Genomic DNA, 22,853 nt, shown 5'->3' on the forward strand with positions numbered 1-22,853 from the left:
CAACTTCTCCGGGCACTAATTTCAATCAAGGTCGAAGTCAAAGAGAACGCCGAAATAGAACCGCCATTCTTTCCCGTACTGGACCGGGTTTCCGTCGGTGCCAATGATGGAGAACGAATTGAACCCGTACGATCCGTTAAAAAATATCCGCGTCGGGTAAGCGTAGAATGAATACGATTCCAGCCTCAGTTCAAACCCGGCATCGTGCTTGAACGAAGCAAGGTCGGCATCGCCGTTCCACGCATTGCCGTAATCGTAATGCACCGAAGCGTAAAGCTTGTCAAAATACAGCGGAAGAAACCGGAAGTCGATGTTGTCCCACAACGGAAAACGGTACGTCGCGTTTGCCGTCGCGATCCTGTTGCCGCCGAGCGCGTAGAACGGATACCCTTTCATACCGACCAATCCTCCTGCATAGAAATCGAAAAAGTCGGGAACCTGGGGGCCGAAGATCGTTGCGCCATGAAGCGAGAGCGTCAGCGTGTGCTTTCCCCCCGGCAGCTGAATGTATTCGCTGTATTTCACTTCAGCTTTAGGAAAATTGAACGGCGAAAGTACCGGGGAAAGACCTGTCTCGGTATTCGCATATTCGTTGTTGTAGTTGAAATGGTCCAGTTCGTAATCGGCGCGAAGGAAGATCTTCCGTCCGACCGGATTGATCTCCTGGTCGCGTGAGCGGTCAACCCCCTTGAATTCCCACGTCAGCGAAATGTCGTTCCCCTTAAAATAATAATCGGTCGAACCTGGAATGTCGGCATTGAGGGTGGGTGAAAATGTCGAGGCGATATCCTGGTTGTACCGGGAGTTAGAGTATCCCAGCGTTACGACGTCCGCTTCGGAAAAGAGATTTTGCCTGAAATTGATATCGAATTCCAGCAGGCCGTAGCTCGGGTTGAAGTTTACCGTATCAAGCCCGAAAACTCCAGGAACGGATTTGGCCTCTCGTGTGATATTGTAGAGCTCGAGCGAGACCGACGGAGAAAGTCCCAGCTGATACAGCCCCGGAATTCTGTCCCTGTAGTCAAAGATGAAGAACAGATCGCGCTCAAGCAGGCGATTGGCGGCGGCTCCGCCGAAAATGTCGAGCTTGTCGACAACGTCCGACGAGGTAAAGTAGAAGCCCGGCTTGATGTAATCGATCCCTTTGTTCGCCGTACTGTATTCATCGATCCGCAGAAACGGGACGATCGACAAGCTTGTAAAAATATTTTTGTACGGCCTCGACGCGGTCTGCGGAAGCTGGGTATCGTCGTATGCGCGGAGACCGCTCCAGTATCCCCCGCTGTCTGCGGCGGCCGGTACCGGCGGAATGGGAAGATCGGCTGCCGGGGTGACGTAATTATTGGAGGCGAAGTTCTGCGGCGAGGATGGCCGCAGGAGATTCAGCTTGAACCCTCCAGAAGTGTACGAAGCAAAGGCAACATCCCCTTCCTTGTTCACCGACGGCATGAATGCGCCGCCGAGGACGTTGGAGATCTGTTCGACCGATTTTGTTTGCAGGTCGAGGGCGTAGATGTTGAAGATACCGGTTTTGTCCGAAGCAAAATACAATTTCGTCCCGTCGGGCGAATACGCCGGATTTCTTTGATCTTCGCTGCCGGTCAGGATCTTTTCGAGTGAACCGTCGGCGACAGTAATACGGACGACATCCTGCGCCTCGCGGAAAGCATACCCGCACACCACGGCAGTCCCGTCGGGAGACCACTTCGGCGTGAACACCTGCTCGCCGTTCTTAAAATTCGTCAACAGCCGGAAATTCTTTCCGTCGCTGTCGACGAGGGCGAGATTAAGCGTGGCGTCTCCTTCCGTGACAAACACGATCGTTTTCCCGTCCGGTGAAAGAGAAGGATTCAACGCGCGCAGCGCATGAGTGAGTCTGGTCTCTTTTTTCCCGTCAAGGTCGTAAACGTACAGATCGCCGACTGCCGACCAATGGGGATTGTGCCGTGTGATCCTTGAGTAGTAGATTTTTTTCCCGTCGGGAGACCAGGAGACGGAGGAGAGAACTTTTTCGTCGATCTCTGTTTCCTGTTTTGTGTCAAGGTCGTAGACATAAATAGAAGAAAGCCCGAAATAATCGGCGGTCTTATTGGACGTGTACGCGATCTTTCTTCCGTCGGGAGAAAAAGCCGGATAGAAATTCCCGAATCCGACAGCGCCGATCGTCTCCCCTTCCACCCTGTTGCGGAGGATCGGTTCCGACCGCTGTTTATAGTCGGAGACGACGTGCCGCTGCCATTCGTTGTAAAGTTCCTGGCCGCTTTTTCCGATCGCCCGTTCGATGGCGCCGTCGATCGTCATTGTCGTAAGGTTGGAAAGATTCTTGGCGATCCTCGCTATCGCATCGGGACCGTATGTTTCCGATATATATTTTACGAGCGAAAAGCCGGCATTGTAGGACGATTCGTTGCCGAGACTTGTCTTTCCGAACACGCTCATCTCGCTCCATGTGAGCATATTGCCGTCCAGCGCGTACATGCGAAGGATCATGTCGCGGTGCGAATCCCAGTAATCGTAGCTCAATTCCGGACGGTTGTATTGCGCCACCCCTTCGGCAAACCAGCTCGGAACGATAAAGCCGGATACAGGATACGAGACGATGACGTTCGGATATCCGTAAAGAACGTCCTGCCGCCGCTCCGCTTCATAGCCGAGCCACTGAAAATAGATTCCCGGAACGTGCCTCCCGAACTTCATCGACGTCTGGATCTGGACGATATGCGTAAACTCGTGCGCGACGACGTTGCGGAACCAATTGTGGGTTCCCCGCAGATCGAAGTCAAGCGGCGGCGCCCAAAGCTCGATCTTATTGTCGTAAAAATACGACTCGCCGTTCGAATAATCGTCGTAGTCTTTCAAAATGATGCTGACCTTTTGGTCCGGTTCGTGATGATAGAGGCTGGTGACCGGTCCGTAGATGTCTTCCGCAACCTTTGCGACGACCCGCGCGCTCCGTTCCTCACCGTTGTGAAAGTGGACAAAAAAATGGGGCGTTTCGATCGTGTACCAATTTAATTCTGTGTGATTGAAATAATCGTCTTGAGCCGAGAGCGGTATCGAAAGCATTGAAGCGGCGACAAGGGCAGCGAGGAGGAGGCGCAGCAGGTCTCGTCGCAAGGGATTTGCCTTCCGTGAATTTTGCAGATGGATGATCGCATGCTGTTTTCCGGCTCCCTCGATTCGGGCTTTAGTCATCATCACTTCACAACGGCGATTTTAATGACGACGCTTTTTTGTTCTCCCGAAGCATTCGCGCGGATCTGCGCAAAGTACACTCCGCTCTGCACCTTCGACACATTCCATTGAATCTCGTTGTCGACGTTGCCGGCGCCGGGTCCGGAGAATTGGTCCACCAGCTCGCCGGCCATGTTGTAAATCTTTATTCCCACGACCGCGGGCTTGCTCAGGTAATAGCGGATGTTGGTCGTCTTGTCGTAGACCGGATTGGGCCAATTGTATGCCAGCGACGCCGGAAGAAGTTCAGCCGACCGTGAAACAAGCGATGCATTGGTTTGAGCATAGTTCGAGTGATGCTCGTCGGCGAGGAATCCTTTCCACAAGACTTTCGTGGAATCGAAAACACCGTTAACCCGCCATACATACACGGAAGAATCGGCCGAGGCCGCGGCAAGCATGCTGCCGGACGATGCGAGAGAGGAAACGATCCCGCCGGCCTGCAGCGGAAATCCGTTGAGGGCTTTTCCGCTCCCGTCGTATCCATAAATTTGTCCGTTCGAGCTTCCGAAAATAATTCCGACAGAACTGCTTCCGGCTAAACCGGCAACGATCGGACTTCCTGAAACTTTTCCACCGTCCAGCACCTTCAGCGGAAAATTGTCGAGAAGAACGCCGTTCCAATTGTAGACGTACAATCCGTTGTCGGCTCCGATCAGGAGGTCTTCCTGTCCATCGCCGTTAACGTCGGCGATCGCAAACGAGCCGGTCACATTCCCGCCGACGTGATACGGTCCGGAGGCCGTCAGCGTCGAAGCGTCGAAGACGGAAAATGTGTTGTCATCAAACACGGCAACGGTTGAGACGCCAGCAGATGCGGAGTTCAATTTGCAGCTTCCGAGCGCGACGACATTTTTTCCGCGGACGGGGGATGAGGCGCTCTCGTCAATTAACGAATCCCCCAACGAGATCGTCCAGGCCTGGCCCGGGGCGATCGACAAGGATGCCACCGGGGAGAATCCAACGCGATGCTCGACCAATCCGCCCAATGCCGAAAAATCATAAAACTGCCCGCTTCGGTCTCCCGCGTAAAAGTGGACATCGTTCGACGACGATACGCTGACCGGCGCCGAGATCAAACTGTTTGCCGAGAAGCTTTCCAAGATCGCGGCGATGCTGTCCGTACTCGGATGGAGACTTCCCACAACGGCGAACAGGCTATCGCTGCTCACCGCAAGCCCCCTGATCGAAGAGATCACGGAAGAACTTCGGGAGAGCGCAGGCTGAAATTTTCCGCCGGACGGAAAATAAAGCCCTGTAAGATTGTTCAAGTACGGCGTCAGATCGCTCTTGAGCACATAAACCGAATCGCCGGAGGTATAGATCAACTCGTTAGAGCCGCTCCCATCGATGTCGGCAAAAAAAGGAGCATCATTTTGACCTGCGTTGATATTCTTTCGCTTGATGATTTTCTGGAGCGAGACTCCGGCGTCTCCGACATTCGACTGGAACGTCATCACCGGACCGTTGTCGCTGAAATTATTCAGGGTGACGTGAGAACGCGCCCCCGAATTGCTGAGGGAATTCGGATGGGTCGCTTCACCGAATTGATTCGTATAGACCGGCGAGCTGTTTCCTTTGAACCAATAGTCGATCGGTGAGCCGTCCTCGGTGCCGCTTCCCGGGTCCAGCAGCCCGTATGACTGGCCGATGTCCTGCGAGCCGTCCGCTTCTTCGAGATTGACCCCCCGGTGCGTTGGGTTGGCATTGATCGTATTCGTCGCAAGGTTCGCGTCGATGACCGTCTCGTCGATGTGCCAGATGAGGATTCCGCCGAGATAGCCGACCGCCCCGGGAAGACTCCAATCGAGTTCATCGACATCCACCACGGTCCCGTAAATAGAATCGACGTTGAAGGCGTTGAAATCGTCGTCGTCCTGCAAATACGTCTTCGTGAACTGTTGTCCGTTCCACCGGATCGTCAGCGTCTCCCCGTTCTTATGCGCATCGCGGTCCCGGTTCTCGACGAGAAAGTATTCCTGAGCGCTGATCGGAACCTTGTAGATGGTATCCTCGGCTGCCTGATATAGTCCTCCTGCCGGAGCCCGAAGCGCCGAACTCCCGGCGGGAACCGTGATCGGCGAGGTCCATCCCAAAAAGATCTTCTCCCATGCGCACGGTTCGGGAGGGAACAATCCCGAGAAACTGAAAATCGCCTGACCGTCCATCAGGCCGAAACGGCCGATCGCCGTTCCGCCGGTTTGCGTATCGAAAAGGTCGGGCAACCCGAGGTAGCTGGCAATATTTGCGACGATCAATCCGTTGATGCTGAGCTGGTATAAGAAATTTCCGCCGGTCGAAGCGGGCAGAACTCTATTCTCCGTCTCCGGAAGAACGATCGAGTTGGTGATAAAAAACGCGGGATGATTCTTCAAGGGCACTCCCGCAAAAGAAGCGCCGAAGAGATTTTGCAGTCCGCTGAGGCTGAAGTACAACGACGGAAGGTCGTACGGTGTCGGGTCATAACCGATGGACGATTGGAGATCGACATCGTGCCCGGCGCCGGCATGAAAGATCACGAACAGATCGTACTCTTCGAACGGGAACGCCGGGTTCGCCGAATCGGCGAGGGCCCATGCCTCCTGGATCATCTCCCCCATGGGGAGATCTGCGCCCGATCCCCCCGAAGCCAGAGGGGCATACTGTTTCATCTGCTTCGAAAGGGTCAGCACCGTTCCGAGGACCGTAGTAGAGACATTCTGTCTGCCGTTCGATGCTTTTGGAAAATAATTCTTCGCAAAGAGGAGGTGGTCCGCAAAATACGATGAATCGCGCGGAGGGGCGTCGATGATGCGCTGCGGCGCAGCCGTGAGGTCAAACCGGCCGTTCCCGGTCGTGAGCGTATCGCTGTCCTGCTGAAACTGCACCATGATGGCAAGAATTCTCAGCGTATCGGGAAAAGATCTCAAAGCGGCAACGCGCCCTTGGGGAACAACGCCTCCGTCCGCGCGAAGCGGATGCGTGATCTTCTGCACGGCGTGACGGGGCGCAGCAACACTTTCAAACAGAGCGGTGACTACGAGGACAAGGGTGAGACAGAACTTCGCCATGATGGATTAGTCCGTAGAATAAATGTGCACAACATGCGACAACGCTATACCAAGACTAATCCCCGGCCCCCCAAATAATGAGCAGAGTAAACCGCAAGGTATCGGAGAGCGGGCTGTCGGCATCGGACGCGGAATCGTAGCTGAAATCGAATCCGTAGATGTCGTAGCGGATGCCGGCGCCGAAGGTCATGAATTTTCTGTTGCCGTAAGCCGGATCCTCATAAAAGTACCCCATGCGCAGGGCGATGAGTTTATTGTACCAGTATTCAAAACCGGCGGAGGTTTGCGTCGAGCGCAGTACGCCGCTCAACCCGGGAACCGTCCACGATGTGATGAGGGATTTCGGAAGAGGGTCCGAATAGATGCCGTTCCGTTGGACAAGAAGCCTGCTGAAGTCAATCGCGATCTCAAAGCTGTTGAACTCATCCTTGATCGGAGTGATGCCGAAGCCGAGGCGGAGCGTTGTCGGCAGCGGGTCGGCCTGGGCGGCGTCGATGTAGGTCACCTTCGGACCGAGGTTCGAGAGATTGGCTCCAACGCTGAAGACACTGCCGAGGTCGATGTTCGTGAACGGAATGACGAGCGTCTGCGGCTTGTAGAGCGTTGCAATGTCAAAGCTCATATCGTACGCAACACCGTTCCCCGATTCGGACCCTGCTCCGATCGGAGAGAGGCTGCTGTTAATGAACCTCAGGTTCAGGCCGATCCCCCAATTGTCGGTAAGCAGGGTACCGTATCCGACCGTTCCGGCAACTTCAAACGCCTTAAATTGTCCGATAGGCGTCGGTCCTCCTTCGCTCGTCACCGTGAATGTTCCCAAATTCAAGTACGTGACGCTGGCTGCAACCGTCCCTCCCCACTCCGGAACGTCCTGCCTGAAATTCAGATAGTCGTAGAACAGGTCGGCCAGATGGAATTGCGGAAGCCAGTTCGCATGCGTGATGCTGACTTCGCTCCCGGTAAGGAACCCTAGCCCGGCCGGATTCCAGTACACCGAGCCGGCATCGTCCGCCAACCCAGCACCTGCTTCCCCCATCCCGCTCGCGCGGGAATTAGGAGAGATCAGAAGAAACGGAACTGCTGATGTTCCCCCCTGAGCGCGCGCAATATCTGATCCCGCGGCAGCTATTGCAATTCCCGCCAATACAAACACCAATGTTTTCATGCTCGAACAGCCTCCAAAAATTTAATAATGCAATGTACGCTAATTATCTCTGAGGTTCAACGTTTTCGGAACACACGACGTTTATCGCACGATCGCCATTTTGCCGAGGGCCTCGCTCGCGAATTTTCCGTCCACGGTTTTTGCGACAACTTTATAGAGGTACGTTCCGTTGGCAATTCTCGAGCCGTCGTGATCGCGGCAATCCCATGGTATCTGGACAAACCGATCGGGATAGTTGCTGCTCGAGAGCGTTTGAATCAACCGTCCCGCCACGGTGTAAATTTTTATTTCAACGTTGATCGGCGTCAGTTGATTATGCTGGAACGTAAAGGTCGTCGTCGACCGGACGGGATCGGGTATATTGTACACATTCTCCAGCGCCAGGGATGTGCTCGCGGCTACAGAGAAATCCACCTGGCTCGTCGTCGGATTATTATAGACATCCCAGGCCCGGACGGCAAGGGTGTGCTTTCCTGGCGCCAGCCCGTTGAACTGGTAGACGATCGTGCCCGCCTGATAATTGTCCCTCGCACCGGTGTAGTAGTCGGTCAGGTCGAGTCCTTTCGTATCGCCGTCAAGCCATGCCTCCAAACCGTGGCCGACACCGCTACCCGCATCGTTGATGCCGCTGCTGTCGGAAAGATCGACGATCAGCGTCGGACTCTCGGTCACGAGGTCGCCGGAGCGGAAGGAGCGCGTATCAAAATAAATAGTGACGGTCGGTCCCTGCGTATCGTTCGCAACGGAGGCCGCCGTGCCGCCGACGATCACCTGTGTTGTATATCCGCGGCCGTCAGTTCCGTTTCCGGAAAAATAGACCGCAACCTTTCCCTGCTTGTTCTCGTACGAAATATCCTTGGGGATGATGAACGTTGCCGACACTCTCCCGTTATGGATCGTGTTTTCCCCTTTATAGATTGTCGGCCCCGGCACCAGAAACTCAAAACTATGTGTCCATGCTCCGCCCACAACGCCGCTATCGAAGACCGAATCCAATACTTCCGCATCGTAAATGTTCACAAGCGCAGAATCGCTGTTGATATTCTGAATGATGCCGTTGACATCACGCACGGACGCCGTGACGGTCACCTTGCTGAGCGCCTGGAGCGTGTCGAAGGCGGCGCCGGAAACGGGCTTTCCGTTGATCGAATCGATCTGCATCACCAGCTGCGGGACAGCCAGGCGAAGCGTCGGGTCGCCGAGTAGATGGTACTTGCGGGAATTGTCGAGATCGCTGAAAATATTGTTTTTGGCCATCAACAGCCCGTCTCCCAAACGGGGAGTTCGTGCGTACTGGTCGGCGGGGAAATAATACTGGTAAAGCTGATCGTTCAATTCGAAATTTTCAGTAGAATATACCTCCCTGTCCGGAGCAACCACGCCGATCGCCCCCCCGTTGGGATTCACGATCGCCACTTCGGCGGAGCTCTGCGAAGCGGCGTCATCATACCGGGCCCAATCGCAAGTCGCCGCAACAAAGAGGGTCGGCATGTTTGCGTTGAAAAACTGCGTGCCGACATCGTCCCGTGTCAGGATGGTCTCGTGCGACCATACTTTCGGGTTGCCGTGCCCCGTATAGTTCATCACGAGCGTTCCGCGGTTGATCTGATCAATGATAGCCTGGCGGACTGCAGGCTTGGTCCTCCCGGTCGATGCGATCACGGTCGGATATGCCTCTTCATAGATCTTTTTCAGGTCATACGATTTTGGCACATCGTTTTCTGCGATGATATCCGCCTGCTCGGGGTTCGGAGCATCATCGAGGGCGCCGTCGACGTTCCGGTCGTCCGACACGATCGTAATGAGATTCTTCCATGTCCCGGGCGGGGGGGCGGATTCGTATTGGATGATCCGATCGACCGTGAGCCGGGCCTCGTCGAGACTGCGCACGGCAAGCCGCCCGCTCGGCATACTGGCGGTCGCCGTATTCCCGGGCTCGAGGTACGTATAAAAATCATCGTACCCGTAGGTATAGATCTGATAATCTGTTTCCGGAGTCTCGTACGTCGGCACCCAATTTCTGTCAAGATTCAAAATATTCTTGTAGTCGAAGCAGGCATCTCCGAAAAAAAGGACGTAGCGCGGCGGCAGCTGCCAGTTGTTCACTGCGTATTCCAAAAAATCCCGTATGGCAACCGGATCGGGCAATCCGTTTCCAAACTCATTATAGAGAGTATCGACTTCGACGACGAACGTCTTCAGCGCGTCGGCTCCCGGAAGGCCTTCTTTGTGAGCCTTCAGCCTCAAGGCTTCAGAGACGAAATCATGATGAGTGACGATGACAAAATCGGCGCCTGCGACATTGCCCCGAAGGTTTGTATTGGGAATCCGGACGAAGCTGGACGGAGTCTTATAGGCGGCGGTCGTTCCTGCCCAGTACCGTTTCACTTTTCCCGCGGTAAGATTATCCCTGAAAAGGTACGTGCCGGCTATCTGCTGAGCCTGCGATGACATCAGTTTTACAGAATCGGTAATGTCAAAAACTGAAAATGGCGCTGACGAATACCCCGAGAGATCATACTCCACGGAACCAGAATTATCGGGCGACGTAAAAAGAAGAGCATCGCCTACTGCGGCGAGCTGCTGCTGATACGTCAACTCAATCCAGTTGATATATCCCGTAGCTACCGCTCCCGCGGCGCTATAGCCGATCTTGAGGTTGCTTGTTCCTGCCGAAGGTGAGGGGAGCACAGCCGAGCCCGTTCCATCCCCTTTCAAAGCATAGTCATAAATATCGAGAGCGAGCGTTGCATCGTCCTGGCCTGGTATAACCACCGAAGCGATCTGGTTTCCCGATTCCTGGATCGAAAAAACAGCGGTGACATCCGCGTGAGAAAGCAATTCATACTTATAGTTGATGATCGAGCCGGGGATGTAGCCATCCAGTTTGTTGATGATGACGCGCGAGTCATTCGGGTTCATCGGAGCGCTGTACCATTCAAGCCCTGAATCGTCAACATTGGTCTTTTCTTCCTGAAAAAACACTTTCCCGACTGCTGTTGTTACGGGAGTCCCGGAACTTGGCTCGGCTTCGTTCGCCATTTGCAGACCGTTCCCCGTGCCGGGAGCGTATTGAAGAAAGTAGACATTGTTGTTGGTGTAATGGTTGATGTAATGAGAAAACTGTTTCGCCACCGGATCATAGGTCCATCCGGTCACCCCCTGGCCGTAAAAAAGAATGTAATCCTCAGCATCGAACTTCGCATTGCCGTTAGCATCAACGTAAAGAACCGGGAGCTGTGTCAGATCGGCCGCCCGCGGCTGTGTTAAGTCGGCGGGGAGCGTCACACCATTGCCGCCGTAGATCTTGATATCCCGTATCGACGGAATGCCCGTACGGTCGATGCCAAGCGCTGCCAGGTATGTCGCGTCGATCTTGTACATTCCGTCGCCTGAGATCTGGAGCTTATACCATGTCCCCGACGACAACACGCTGTTTGAAGCCGCATTCATCTTTCCTGCAGCGCTTGCCTGGAGCGAGCGTTTCACCACTGGATAGTTCAATAGAGAAGCTCGCATCCAATCGTCATCGGCCGCCGGAGCGGTGGTCCGTTCCCGCGGTCCGAACTCCACGCGCACCACGATCCGCGAATATTTCTTTATCGTCCCCGCTTCGCCGCTGTACTGAACGGGATATATTTTCAGGTATCCGACATACGTCCCTTTGACCATCCCTACCTTGTCGAGGAGAGCGAGCGCCGGCGGTGAATAGGATGCAAACGCTGAAGCGGACTGCTTGTAGCTCTTTCCGGCCGGGTTCGACTGGGAAGGTGAGAGCGCCGGCACCGGCGCCAGCGAAAGGCCGGCGACATTCTGGAATTCCGAACTAAGAACGGACACGCGGTTATTCCTCCGGCCCGGAAGACCGATCGCGATGGTCCGGAAACGGATGTCCGGCTTGCCGGCATCGGCGTAACTCTGCCGGGAGTTTTGCCGGAATTCGATCGTTTGGAACGTCTTCCCCTCGCTGAGGATCTTCTCTCCCGCCGTATAGCGGGGAACAAACTCCAGCGTGATCCCCCCTGCCGTCGACTCGATGACGCGCACATCCGAAAAAATTCCGGATGCACCGTTTGCCTGCAGCGCCGCAATCGGCATACAAGCCGCAACCGAGAGGAGAATTTTTCGCAACGTCCTTTTCACTTCCGGGCCTATAATAAAAAACCGAACCTCATGGTTTTCGTCCACACCAATGACGTTCGGTACAATAAAAAAGCAACTCCGTATTCAACGTCAAAGGTTTGGAACAAAAAACTTCGTTAAAACTCTTTACTAACCCTTAACAATTGCGATACGAGCTGCTCCTGCTATTTGTTTGGTAAAATATACCCAAGACGCGCTCTATTGTCAAGGAGAAATTTGATCGTGAAAGAGCGACTCGCAAGGACGAAATGAAAAAGTTCCCGAATTGTACCATTCTTCAAAAAGAGAATGAGATTCCCGATTGAACTGCGCCAGGCGAGCAACGCCGGATTTTGAATTGCTTATCGCCCGGATTTTTAGTAAATTAGGAGGCATTGATCACAGTTTCATCCCCAAGCAAAGAAGCTATGTCGAAACCCCTCAATATTCTTTTCGTCTCGAGTGAAGTCGAACCATTTGCCAAAACAGGGGGACTGGCGGACGTCTCCGGGACCCTTCCTCAGGTCATCAAAGATTCGGGGCACGAAATCCGCATCATCATGCCGCGGTACGGTTCCATCAGCGAACGGAAATTCAAGCTGCACGACGTCATTCGCCTCAAAGACATCGAAGTCCCCATCGGGAGCGAATACAAAGCCGCAAACGTCAACTCGTCGTTCATCGCGAACGTCAAATCAAAAGTCCAGGTATATTTTCTAGCCAACAAGGAATTATACGAACGTCCCGGCATCTACACCAGCCCGGACAGCAAAAAGGACTATGCCGACAACGATGTCCGTTTCATCTTTTTTTGCCGGGGAGTTCTTGAGACATTGAAGCGCCTCGGATGGCAGCCGGACATCATTCACTGCAACGACTGGCAGACCGGCCTTATTCCGGCATACATCAAAACGATCTACAGCAACGACCCGTTCTTCAAGCACATGAAGACCGTGTTCACCATTCACAACCTCGCCTACCAGGGAACATTCCCAGCGCCGTCGTTCGATAAGACGGGCCTCCCCGCATCGGAATTCACGAAAGAGGGGGTGGAGTTTTACGGGAAGTTGAATTTCATGAAGGCGGGGCTGGTCTACTCCGACGTCATCACCACCGTGAGCGAGAAGTACGCGGAAGAGATCTGCACCTCCGAAGAATACGGCTGCGGACTCGAAGGGGTCCTGCAGAAGAAAAAGTCGCATCTGCACGGCATCATCAACGGCATCGACTACACGATCTGGAACCCCGAAACCGACGAGCACATCGTCAAGCGTTTCGACGTCAGGACGCTCGAAGGAAAGGCGGACAACAAGAGGGAGCTGCTTTCGAAATTCGGCCTCGGCTACAAGGAGAATGTCCCCCTCATCGGCATCATCTCCCGGCTCGTCGACCAAAAAGGGCTCGACCTGATCAAAGAAATAGCCGACGAGATGATGAAGCTCGACCTTCAGTTCGTGATGCTGGCCGCCGGTGAGAAACGTTACCAGGACTACTTCGAATCGATGCACAAGAAATTCTCGTCGAAAATGGGAATTTACATCGGCTACAACGACGAGCTGGCGCATCTCATCGAGGCCGGTTGCGACATGTACCTGATGCCTTCACGGTACGAGCCGTGCGGGCTGAACCAGCTCTACAGCCTTAAATACGGCACGGTCCCCGTCGTGCGCGCGACCGGAGGCCTGGAGGATACCATCCAGGATTTCGACGGCAACAGCGGCACAGGGTTCAAATTCAAAAAATACGATTCGAAAGAGCTCCTCAAGACGATCCATCGCGCATTGAAAGTGTACCAGGACGACGCCGCGTGGAAAAAGATTATGAGGACCGGCATGCAGCAGGATTTTTCGTGGGAATCGTCGGCGAAGAAATATACGAATCTCTATAGAAATCTTGTCAAGCAATAAACGCCGATGACCCAATCCGATATTGCGGTGTTCCTCGATCGCGACGGAACCGTCAACGTGGAAGAGAAATTCATCGCATCGGCAGAACAGCTCCGCCTCATTCCCCGCAGCGCACGAGCCATCCGAGAACTCAACGATCTGGGAGCGAAGGTTTTCATCATTACCAATCAGTCGGGCGTGGCGCGCGGATACTTCTCCGAGGATGCGGTGCACGAGGTCAACGAAGCGCTCAAGGCGCTGTTGAAGAAGGAAGGCGCGGCCGTCGACGATTTTTTTTACTGCCCTCACCTTCCGGGAGCAGCGGACAAACGATACGACGTCGTCTGCGACTGCCGGAAGCCGAAACCGGGAATGCTCCATCAAGCCCGCGACAGGTACGGCATCGACCTTCGCCGATCTTTTGTCATCGGCGACCGGTGCGTCGACGTCGGAGCCGGTAAAGCGGTCGGCGCCGGGACCGTGATGGTGATGACGGGATACGGAGCCGAGGACATTCCCAACTGCCGAAACCTGCCGGATTTCGTCGCACCCGACCTGTTTGACGGCGTCCAGTACGTCAAGGAAACAATTGCGGCCAGGAGCCGCTCATTCACTCAGTCCTCTCCAGCATGAACGCGTTGCAGAAGTCATACCCTGTCATTTTTATTATTCTTATGTTGATGAACGGATGCAGCCAGAGCCCGACGTCGGTCGGTGCCAAGCTGATCCCGGGGAGCGCCAGATACAGCTCTCATGACACGACCATCGCTGCGGTCGGCGATACGTCATTCAAGTTTTCCCAGGCTAATGGGTCCGGCGCAAGCCTCCTGGTCGGAAATTACGCATCAGTGAACGCGACGTCGCTCCTCCTCTTCGCGGCGTACCTTCCGGATACGCTCACGACAGTACAGATCGATACCGCTGAACTGACGCTGACATCAAATTACGGATGGCACGTCTCGCTTCCCCCTGTCCCAGCTCAATTTCAGATTAAGGAAGTTCTATCATCGTGGTCGTCGTCGACGGTGACGGTCGACTCTTTAAGTACCATCGCCATGGCGCCGACCAATTCCGCACTTGTCACGATCACAAGCCAGGATACGCTGAGCTCCACGCTGGCGATCGTTACGCAAATCGATACCTCCCTCGTACGCCGATGGATCAATATCTCTGCCGACACCCTGCTGCCGAGGTTTTTCAGCCTCGCGCTTGTTCCCGCCCCGGGAACGGTGAACTGCGGCGTGTGGGGTTTCTCTAGTTTCAACAGCAGCACGCCGCCGACATTGACCATCATCTATGAGAAGAACGGAGTGAAGGATTCGACGAGCCTCACGAACGGCGTCGGAACCTTTCTTGCTGCGAGCAGTCCCATCCTGGCTTCGGCGGGGATACAAACCCAGGGGGGGATCTCCGAATACAGCATTATCAAATTCAACCTCAAGCCGCCGCTCTTCGATTCCGTGGCGTCAAACAGAATCATCGTCAACAATGCGACGATGTCCCTGACGCTGAAAAATTCCCAAAGCTCGGTCGGCTACGGTTCGATCGACAGCGTTGTAGCGTACCTTGCGGGAAGCGCAACACAGCTCGACTCGGTGGGGAGCTCTTATTACGGGTACGGCTACCGCAAGGACACGAGCCAGACAACCAACAGCGTGTACATTTTCAACATCACCTCGATGGTGCAGCAATGGATCAACGTCCCCAGCGGCAATTTCGGCGCCGAGCTGCGCGCATTGGGAGGCAGTTCGAACGTCGACAGGCATGTATTCTATTCTTCGGCAGATTCGGTGTATGGACCTAAACTCTCCATCACGTACACAAAAAAGTAATCTTTGGCGATGAAAACGGTAAAGTTTTTCTTTTTGCTTGTTGCAGTTGCCGGAACATCCCTCCCTCTCTTGGCCGGGAACGGCTCAATTTACTCGAGCTTCGGCGTGGGGGATATCATCAACTACGGAGGGATCCGTTCGTTTGCCATGGGGGGCACGGGCATTGCGTCGCTCGCCGACGGAACGGTCAACGAATTGAACCCGGCCGGCCTCGGACAACTGACGCGGACGCAGTATGCCGGAGAGGTCCAGTACCAGGGATATTCCATGAGCGACGGAACAGCGTCGACGTTTTTGAGTTCGGGGAATTTCCAATCGGCCGCTCTTGCCTTTCCGGTCTACAGTGAGTATGGCATCGGCTTCGCATTCAGCGTCACGCCGTTCAGCCGGCGGGCGTACGACGTGATCGACAAGCAATCGAATCCGGGAATTACCCAGACGTTCACCGGCAGCGGCGGATTGTCATCGGCGCAATTCGGCTTTTCGTTCTCGCCGGTTCAGGATCTCTACTTCGGCGTGACGACGCATTATTTGTTCGGAAATTTTGACGACGTCCAGGAGATCGAATACGACAGCCTCGGTTATTTCACCACGAACGGGGACAAAAATATCTCGACCGATGGATTTGCGTTCACCGTGGGAGGCCTGTTCTCCGGGCTCGACAAGGCGCTGGGGATCTCGAAAGAAAAGCACCTGAATATCGGGGCGACCTTTTTTTCGGGAGCGACCTTAAAATCCGACGGCCAGATCTTCCAGAATTTTTCAACGGTGGCGGATACGACGGACTCCATCTCCACGACAACGAAGATCCCTCTCGGTTTCGCTCTCGGTCTTGAGTACGATGTGCGGAACAATTTTATCCTCACGGGAGATTTCCAGTATCAGCAGTGGAGCCGGTATACGTATATGGGAGTGCATCCGCCTGAGATTCAAAACAGCATGCGCGTCGGCGTCGGGGCAGAATTCCTTCCGACAAGATCGCTTTCGGAGCCCTACTATCGCCAGGTGACATACCGCGTCGGAGGGTATATGGATCAATCCTATCTCAAACTGAACGGCCAGGCGATCGACGATTATTTTATTACGGGCGGGATCAGCGTCCCCGTCTTTTCTACTCCGGGGAGCGAGGCGCGGCTCAACATCGGACTCGAGCACGGAATTCGCGGTACGACATCGAACGGACTTGAACGCGACGCCATCACACGCGTCACGGTCTCATTAACAGGCAGCGACACCTGGTTCATTGTTCCGGAGGTTCAATAGACTATGATTGCACTCGCCAGCGACCACGCCGGATTTTCCTACAAGGAAAAAATTAAAACGGTGCTCAACGAACTACAGCTCCCGTTCACCGATTTCGGCGCCACCTCGAACGAATCGACGGACTATCCCGACTACGGCCACGCGGCGGCGTCGGCGGTCTCGAACGGGACATGCGACAGAGGAATTCTGGTGTGCGGAACGGGCATCGGCATGTCGATCGTCGCGAACAAGCACAAGGGGGTGCGGGCGGCGGCATGTGAAACGATCGAAGCTGCGGAGTTATCGCGCAAACACAATGACGCCAATATCCTTTGCATCGGGGAACGGCTTACGACATGGGATGAAGCCCAGTCGATCGTAAGAATTTTTCTCAGGACAGATTTTGAGGGAGGTCGCCACGAACGGAGGGTCGCAAAGATCCATTCCCTCACGTCGTGCTGATCCCCGTCCACATGCTTCGCCGGTGACACCGCAGAAGCTTCTATTCATACCGATCGTTCAACGAGACCATTATGAATCAACTCCATTCCACCGATTCCGAAGTTTATTCCGCGATCAAAAATGAACTCCACCGGCAGAACACCAAGCTCGAACTGATCGCTTCGGAAAACTTTGTCAGCCCTGCCGTTCTCGAGGCGGCCGGCTGCATCATGACGAACAAGTATGCCGAAGGATACCCCAGCAAGCGGTACTACGGCGGCTGCGAGTACGTCGACGTCGTCGAAGACCTCGCGCGGACGCGCGTGAAAGCGCTGTTCGGCGCTGAGTACGCCAACGTGCAGCCGCATTCGGGTTCGCAGGCGAACATGGCCGTCTATTTCACCTTCATCAAACCGGGGGACGCGGTGCTCGGGATGAACCTTTCCCACGGCGGACATTTGACGCACGGCTCGCCGGTGAATTTTTCCGGACAATTCTATAAGTTCTCCGCGTACGGAGTCTCAAAAGAGACCGGACAGATCGATTACAACGAAGTGGAAGACACGGCAAAGCGCGAACTTCCGAAACTGATCACGGTCGGGGCGAGCGCCTATTCGCGAAACATCGATTACAAAAAATTCCGGGAAATCGCGGACAGGGTCGGGGCCTTTCTCTTCGCCGACATCGCCCACCCGGCAGGGCTCATCGCATCGAAACTTCTGAACGACCCCATCCCCCACTGCCACGTCGTAACATCGACGACGCACAAGACTCTCCGCGGTCCCCGCGGAGGCATCATCCTCGTGGGAAAGGATTTCGAGAACCCGTTCGGCATCGTGGCGCCGAAGTCGGGGAGAACAAAAATGATCTCCGAACTGCTCGACTCGATGGTGATCCCGGGAATCCAGGGGGGCCCCTTGATGCACATTATCGCGGCAAAGGCCGTGGCGTTCAAAGAGGCCCTCGAGCCGGGGTTCAGAGAGTATTCGAAACAGGTCATCAAGAATGCGCACGCCCTCGCCGAAGCGATGGTCGGTAAGGGATACAACATCATTTCGGGAGGGACCGACAATCACCTGATGCTCATCGACCTTCGTAACAAAAACGTAACGGGAAAAGACGCGCAGGAAGCCCTCGATGCCTCGGGAATTACCGTCAACAAAAATGCAGTTCCTTTCGACGACAAATCCCCTCTCATTACCAGCGGGATTCGCGTCGGGACCCCCGCACTGACGACCCGGGGGATGAACGAATCCGAGATGCGAACCGTCGCATCGCTGATCGATCAAGTGCTCAGCAGTCCCGGAAAAACGGACGTGCACGAATCTGTGAAGAAGAAAGTCGCCGACCTCTGCGGCGGTTTCCCGCTCTATAAAGAGATGGCATAAGCGGGCTAGGCAACGTCGAAGAAAAAATTCCACCTTTTAATTTAATTCTCTAACGGACGCTCCGCGTCCCATCGTCTATGGCAGAAGAACAGGCAGGAACCGAGAGCAACGCACGCGAGATGTCGTTTTTCGACCATCTCGAAGAGCTCCGGTGGAGGATCATCAAGGGACTCAGCGCACTCGTCGTCGCGTCCATTGCCTGCGCGTTCTTCTCGGATTTTCTTGTGCAGGATCTCCTGCTTGGTCCTTTGCGTGCGGCCCATCTGAAGGTGCAGGTGCTTACGCCGTACGGGATCATGGTGCTGTACATGGAAGTGATCCTGTTTGCGGGGCTCATCCTGAGCATGCCGGTCCTGCTGTACCAACTCTGGAAGTTCATCGCTCCCGGCTTGATGCCCAACGAGCGGCAGTACATCTGGCGGATCGTCTTTTTTACGTCGTTCTGCTTCCTCGCCGGAGTCGTTTTCGGATACTTCATCCTGGTCCCGACAGCGCTGACATTCTTCGCGGGCTTCGGTACGCAGAATATCGACCTGAACATTGCGGCGGATAAATATATCAGCTTTATCATGAGCCTGGTGGTCGGCGCAGGATTGGTCTTCGAGCTGCCGATGATCTCGTACTTCCTGACCAAGCTCGGTTTCCTGACGCCGGCGTTCATGCGGCATTATCGCCGCCATGCGATCGTGGTCATCCTGATTATTGCCGCCATCGTCACACCGACGCCGGATATCGTCACACAAAGTCTGCTGGCGGCGCCGATGTTCGTCCTGTACGAGATCAGCATCATCGTCTCGAAATTCGCCCAGAAGAAAGACCCGGAAACCGCCTCATGAAACGGCTTGAATCGATAGGTTTGGACGAGATCAAAGGACCGGTCAGCGACGAGCTGCAGGGCTTCGGCAGGCATTTCAAACAGGCGATGCGCTCGAACATTCTTTTGGTCGATACGATCGCGCGGTACATCGTCAAGCAAAAAGGGAAAAGGATCCGTCCGATCCTCGTTTTTCTGGCGGCAAAAGCGTGCGGACAGATCACCGAGAGCACATACCGCGGCGCAACGCTTGTGGAAATTCTGCATACCGCAACTCTCGTCCACGACGACGTCGTCGACGATGCCGACACCCGCAGGGGATTGGCGTCCATCAACGCCGTGTGGAAAAATAAGGTGGCCGTCCTGATGGGAGATTACCTTCTTTCTGCCGGCCTCATGCTTTCGCTGAAACACGAAGATCATTACTTCCTCAACGCGATCTCGGACGCCGTCCGGAGAATGAGCGAAGGGGAAATCCTGCAGATCCAGAAAAGCCGGGATCTCGACATTGACGAAGCGACGTATCTGAAGATCATCTCGGATAAGACCGCTTCCCTCCTTTCGACGTGCACCGTCATCGGCGCCGCAAGCGCTACCGCCGATGCATCGCTCCGTCAGATCATGAGAAACTTCGGTGAGAATGTCGGGATGGCATTCCAGATCCGCGACGACCTGTTCGATTACACAAGCAGAAAGAACATCATCGGCAAGCCGGTGGGCGGTGACATGAAGGAGAAGAAGATCACGCTGCCTCTGATCCATTCGTTCCGCCAAGCGCCGAAAAAGGAATCGCGCCGGATTCTCAAAATGATCAGGAACGGAGCCAAGGGGAAGGACGTGGATACGGTGGTGGCGTTCGCCCAGCAGTACGGCGGTATCGATTACGCGGTGTCAAAGGCCGAGCATTACAGCGAGGAGGCGCGCCAATGCCTCCGTTCCCTCCCCGGTTCGGACGCGAAAGAATCCCTTCTGATGTTCGTCGACTTCGTGATGGAACGGACGAAGTAAGAGGGCGCCTCGCTATTCCCCCTTAGAGATACCTCTCCTTAATTATTTTCATGTGGTGCAATTCATGCCCCGCGATCTGGTACGCCAGCGCACGCACGCTTGCCGGGTTTCCGTTCGCGATCCCGCTCCTCAAAAAATCGTCTCCGCTCAGACTCTCCAGAAGCGACAGCGTCGCCACACGTACCGCGCTGTACTCACGAAAGATATTGTCGATGCTCCGATCATTCGCCCGTGAATACGGAACGTAGTCGTTCTGCTCGTATCCCGGCAACGCGGTCTTGTCGTTCCGCGCGAAACGGAGGGCCCGGTAAGCAAAAATGCGTTCGGTATCCATGACATGCACCAGGACCTCTTTGATCGTCCACTTATCGGGGGCGTATCGATAGGTCAGTTTTTCCCCGGGAAGCGAAACGATAAAACTTTTTACCGCGGCAAGGTTGTTTCTGAGATGACTGATGACATCCCCGTCATCCGGCAGCAAACTGATATACATGATCGCGTACGGAGCGTATTCTCCTTCGTTCGGTTTATCGATCTTTATCATTGAAATTTCCTGCGTGAGTGTGAATGAGAGTTTTTCCCGACAGATAGATCACCAAAATAAAAAGAGCAACGCCGCGATCGCCGGAAGCGCCTGTTTGTAAAGGATCGATTTATGAGCCGAGACTCCTCCGTAAATTCCGGCAAGAATGACACACGATAGAAAGAACGCTGCCACGTTTTGCGACCAGCGGCTGTCCTGAATGATCAACGACCAGATTAATCCTGCAGCAAGAAAGCCGTTATACAACCCCTGATTGGCGGCAAGGACCTTCGTTCTTTCGAATAGATCGCCCGGAACAGAAGTGAATACTTTTCTCCCGTGCGTCGTCCAGGCAAACATCTCCAGCCAAAGAATGTAGCAATGTTCTGCGGCGACCAAACCGACCAAACATTTTGAGATTGATGGGATCACAAGGTCCTTTCATTGATACGGCCAAAAGGCGAAACAGTCAATTATAGAAACTCCCAAGAGCTAATGCAAGCGCTTGGGAGTAAGTAGTGAATGCCTGCGCCGCCGGCGTTATTTAAGCAGGATCATTTTTTTCATTTGCACCTTGCCGCCGAACTCCAACCGGGAAAAATAAACTCCGCTGGCAAGATTTGACGCATTGAATTGGACCTCGTGGATTTTCCCCGCGGCCGCCTCGCCGTCAAATAACGTTGCAACCTCCTGGCCAAGGACATTGAACACCTTCAATACAGCCCTTCCATCGGATGGAACGGTGAACTGAATTTCCGTTGTCGGGTTGAATGGATTCGGATAATTTTGCGATAACGCAAAGACCGCCGGGACCTTCGCCGAAGCGTCGCGCACCGATGTCGTGGTAATATTGAGCATCGCCCCCGTTTCACCCGGGTGGACAACAACCGTGTTTGCAATAAGATCCGGCCCCAAACCGCCATAGATGGTCAGATTGTAATTGGAGATTTTATTACTCACCTTCAACACGAAGTTTCCCTGGTTATCGGTCCAGCCGAAGGAATATCCGGTATCGGGGTTGATTGCCTGAACTTCGTACGGAGCGCTTATTGGACCACCGTTAAATTCGACTTTTCCCGTGATAGTGGAATTCACCGCATAAGCGACGAAATTATAGAACAAACTATCGCCGTTATGAATGACCGGCAGCGTTATCGAAGGAATGACGGAAGTCGTGATGCTATCTCCATTGGTGTAGGTAGACAGCGTCCAGTGCTGCCCCCCCTGCTCCGATAATTCACTCGAGAGAAACCCTATCTGGAAAAGTCCGTTGAGATCACTTGGGACATCGCGCACAAAATAGGCATTGAAACCTATGCTCCCATTAAACTGTACAAAGACGTCGTTTTGGATCGGATTTCCCGAATCATCTTTATAGTAACCCGCCACCTGAGCGTTTGCGGGCTGTAGCGCCAAATTGATCCCGCTTGGGTTCCCGATGATCGTTATGGAAGTGTCTCCGGGAGTTAAGATTGAAGGAGGATAAGGGTTGTTTTGAATTTGAAAATCCCACGGATTACCCGAGGTATCGGCATCCATTGCGATCTGAAAATCTCCTGAGGAATTAGTATAGCCATCCCAGAAATCAAGTCCAGCGCTATTGCCGCCGTTTCCATTATGCCTGTGGAGTTCCACGTTTATATTTTCAGCGCTTTTACCGGACGGCGGGGTCACGTGGCCGGAAATGGTATGGGCAGGAGAAGCTAACGCTAAGACTGTCCCCGCTTCCGTAACACTGCTTCCATTTTGAGTGAACCTGAAGACATATTTACCCGGCGCAACTCCAAGCCGTTGATAGAACAGTACGTGACCGTTCAAGCTTCCGTCTTCATCCGGCGGACCATAACTATTAGGGTTGTTGTTCCCGTCCGTTTGTGTAAAAGCAAACCGGAGAACATCCCCGGCATCAATTATTCCATTGCTGTTCACGTCGTACCAGATTTCACCCGTTACGGTAGCCCCCGTGGGGCAATTGTATTCCCAACTGAACGTATCTCCTGACGTCATGCTGAAATTTGAGCTTACGTTCTCAATTTTCAGGTTTGTGACCTGAGCGGAAGCAAAAAACGGAATGCCCAATACAAACCCGATGGACAGGATGCACAGAGTGCGCTTCATACCTACCTCCTCGTTGTTAATAAAATAATA

General features: G+C 54.1%; 15 protein-coding genes. 8 read left to right on the plus strand and 7 right to left on the minus strand.

The window, feature by feature from the left end; translation table 11 throughout:
• Positions 1 to 21: 21 nt before the first annotated feature.
• The 4 genes from VMF88_06585 to porU form a co-directional block, all read right to left on the minus strand.
• A complete protein-coding gene (locus VMF88_06585) occupies positions 22 to 3,117 on the minus strand; it encodes a biopolymer transporter Tol (protein HTY10722.1) in 3,096 nt (1,031 codons plus the stop codon).
• Between the two features lie 80 nt (positions 3,118 to 3,197).
• Entirely contained in the window at positions 3,198 to 6,284 is a 3,087-nt protein-coding gene (locus VMF88_06590) for a T9SS type A sorting domain-containing protein (protein ID HTY10723.1), read from the minus strand.
• 55 nt (positions 6,285 to 6,339) lie between these two features.
• Complete coding sequence (locus tag VMF88_06595) at positions 6,340 to 7,449, minus strand: PorV/PorQ family protein (GenBank protein ID HTY10724.1); 1,110 nt, start codon at positions 7,447 to 7,449, stop codon at positions 6,340 to 6,342.
• 81 nt (positions 7,450 to 7,530) lie between these two features.
• Positions 7,531 to 11,580 carry a type IX secretion system sortase PorU gene (porU, locus tag VMF88_06600; GenBank protein HTY10725.1) on the minus strand — a complete coding sequence of 1,350 codons (4,050 nt, stop codon included), beginning with the start codon at positions 11,578 to 11,580 and terminating at the stop codon, positions 7,531 to 7,533.
• 419 nt (positions 11,581 to 11,999) lie between these two features.
• Here porU and glgA point away from each other — a divergent pair, with 419 nt between their 5' ends.
• The 8 genes from glgA to VMF88_06640 all read left to right on the plus strand — a co-directional run bounded on the left by glgA (position 12,000) and on the right by VMF88_06640 (position 20,182).
• Complete coding sequence (glgA, locus tag VMF88_06605) at positions 12,000 to 13,478, plus strand: glycogen synthase GlgA (protein HTY10726.1); 1,479 nt, start codon at positions 12,000 to 12,002, stop codon at positions 13,476 to 13,478.
• A 6-nt stretch (positions 13,479 to 13,484) separates the two neighbouring features.
• Positions 13,485 to 14,090: an HAD family hydrolase gene (locus VMF88_06610; protein HTY10727.1), complete on the plus strand. Its 606-nt coding sequence runs from the start codon at positions 13,485 to 13,487 to the stop codon at positions 14,088 to 14,090.
• The gene (locus VMF88_06615; GenBank protein ID HTY10728.1) at positions 14,087 to 15,289 is read left to right on the plus strand and encodes a DNRLRE domain-containing protein; all 1,203 of its coding nucleotides are present in this window, start codon (positions 14,087 to 14,089) and stop codon (positions 15,287 to 15,289) included. Before VMF88_06610 ends, VMF88_06615 begins: the two co-directional genes overlap by 4 nt.
• 9 nt (positions 15,290 to 15,298) lie before the next feature.
• Positions 15,299 to 16,552, plus strand: coding sequence for a hypothetical protein (locus VMF88_06620; protein HTY10729.1), 1,254 nt, complete (start codon positions 15,299 to 15,301; stop codon positions 16,550 to 16,552).
• Positions 16,553 to 16,555: 3 nt separating this feature from the next.
• Entirely contained in the window at positions 16,556 to 16,993 is a 438-nt protein-coding gene (gene rpiB, locus VMF88_06625; protein ID HTY10730.1) for a ribose 5-phosphate isomerase B, read from the plus strand.
• Positions 16,994 to 17,064: 71 nt separating this feature from the next.
• Positions 17,065 to 18,360, plus strand: a complete 1,296-nt coding sequence (glyA, locus tag VMF88_06630) for a serine hydroxymethyltransferase (GenBank protein HTY10731.1) — start codon at positions 17,065 to 17,067, stop codon at positions 18,358 to 18,360.
• A gap of 77 nt (positions 18,361 to 18,437) precedes the next feature.
• Positions 18,438 to 19,196 (plus strand): twin-arginine translocase subunit TatC, encoded by a 759-nt coding sequence (gene tatC, locus VMF88_06635; GenBank protein ID HTY10732.1) that lies wholly within the window; start codon positions 18,438 to 18,440, stop codon positions 19,194 to 19,196.
• On the plus strand, positions 19,193 to 20,182 hold the full coding sequence (locus tag VMF88_06640) for a polyprenyl synthetase family protein (GenBank protein ID HTY10733.1): 990 nt from the start codon (positions 19,193 to 19,195) through the stop codon (positions 20,180 to 20,182). The genes tatC and VMF88_06640 overlap by 4 nt, the downstream gene beginning before the upstream one ends.
• Positions 20,183 to 20,204: 22 nt before the next feature.
• Here the strand turns inward: VMF88_06640 and VMF88_06645 are convergent, their stop codons facing one another.
• The 3 genes from VMF88_06645 to VMF88_06655 form a co-directional block, all read right to left on the minus strand.
• Positions 20,205 to 20,726 carry a DinB family protein gene (locus VMF88_06645; GenBank protein HTY10734.1) on the minus strand — a complete coding sequence of 174 codons (522 nt, stop codon included), beginning with the start codon at positions 20,724 to 20,726 and terminating at the stop codon, positions 20,205 to 20,207.
• A 48-nt stretch (positions 20,727 to 20,774) separates the two neighbouring features.
• Positions 20,775 to 21,134, minus strand: a complete 360-nt coding sequence (locus VMF88_06650; protein HTY10735.1) for a DUF1304 domain-containing protein — start codon at positions 21,132 to 21,134, stop codon at positions 20,775 to 20,777.
• Between the two features lie 111 nt (positions 21,135 to 21,245).
• On the minus strand, positions 21,246 to 22,823 hold the full coding sequence (locus VMF88_06655; protein ID HTY10736.1) for a T9SS type A sorting domain-containing protein: 1,578 nt from the start codon (positions 22,821 to 22,823) through the stop codon (positions 21,246 to 21,248).
• Positions 22,824 to 22,853: the final 30 nt, after the last annotated feature.

This window comes from Bacteroidota bacterium, assembly GCA_035506275.1.
GTDB lineage: Bacteria > Bacteroidota > Ignavibacteria > UBA10030 > UBA8401 > JAGVPT01.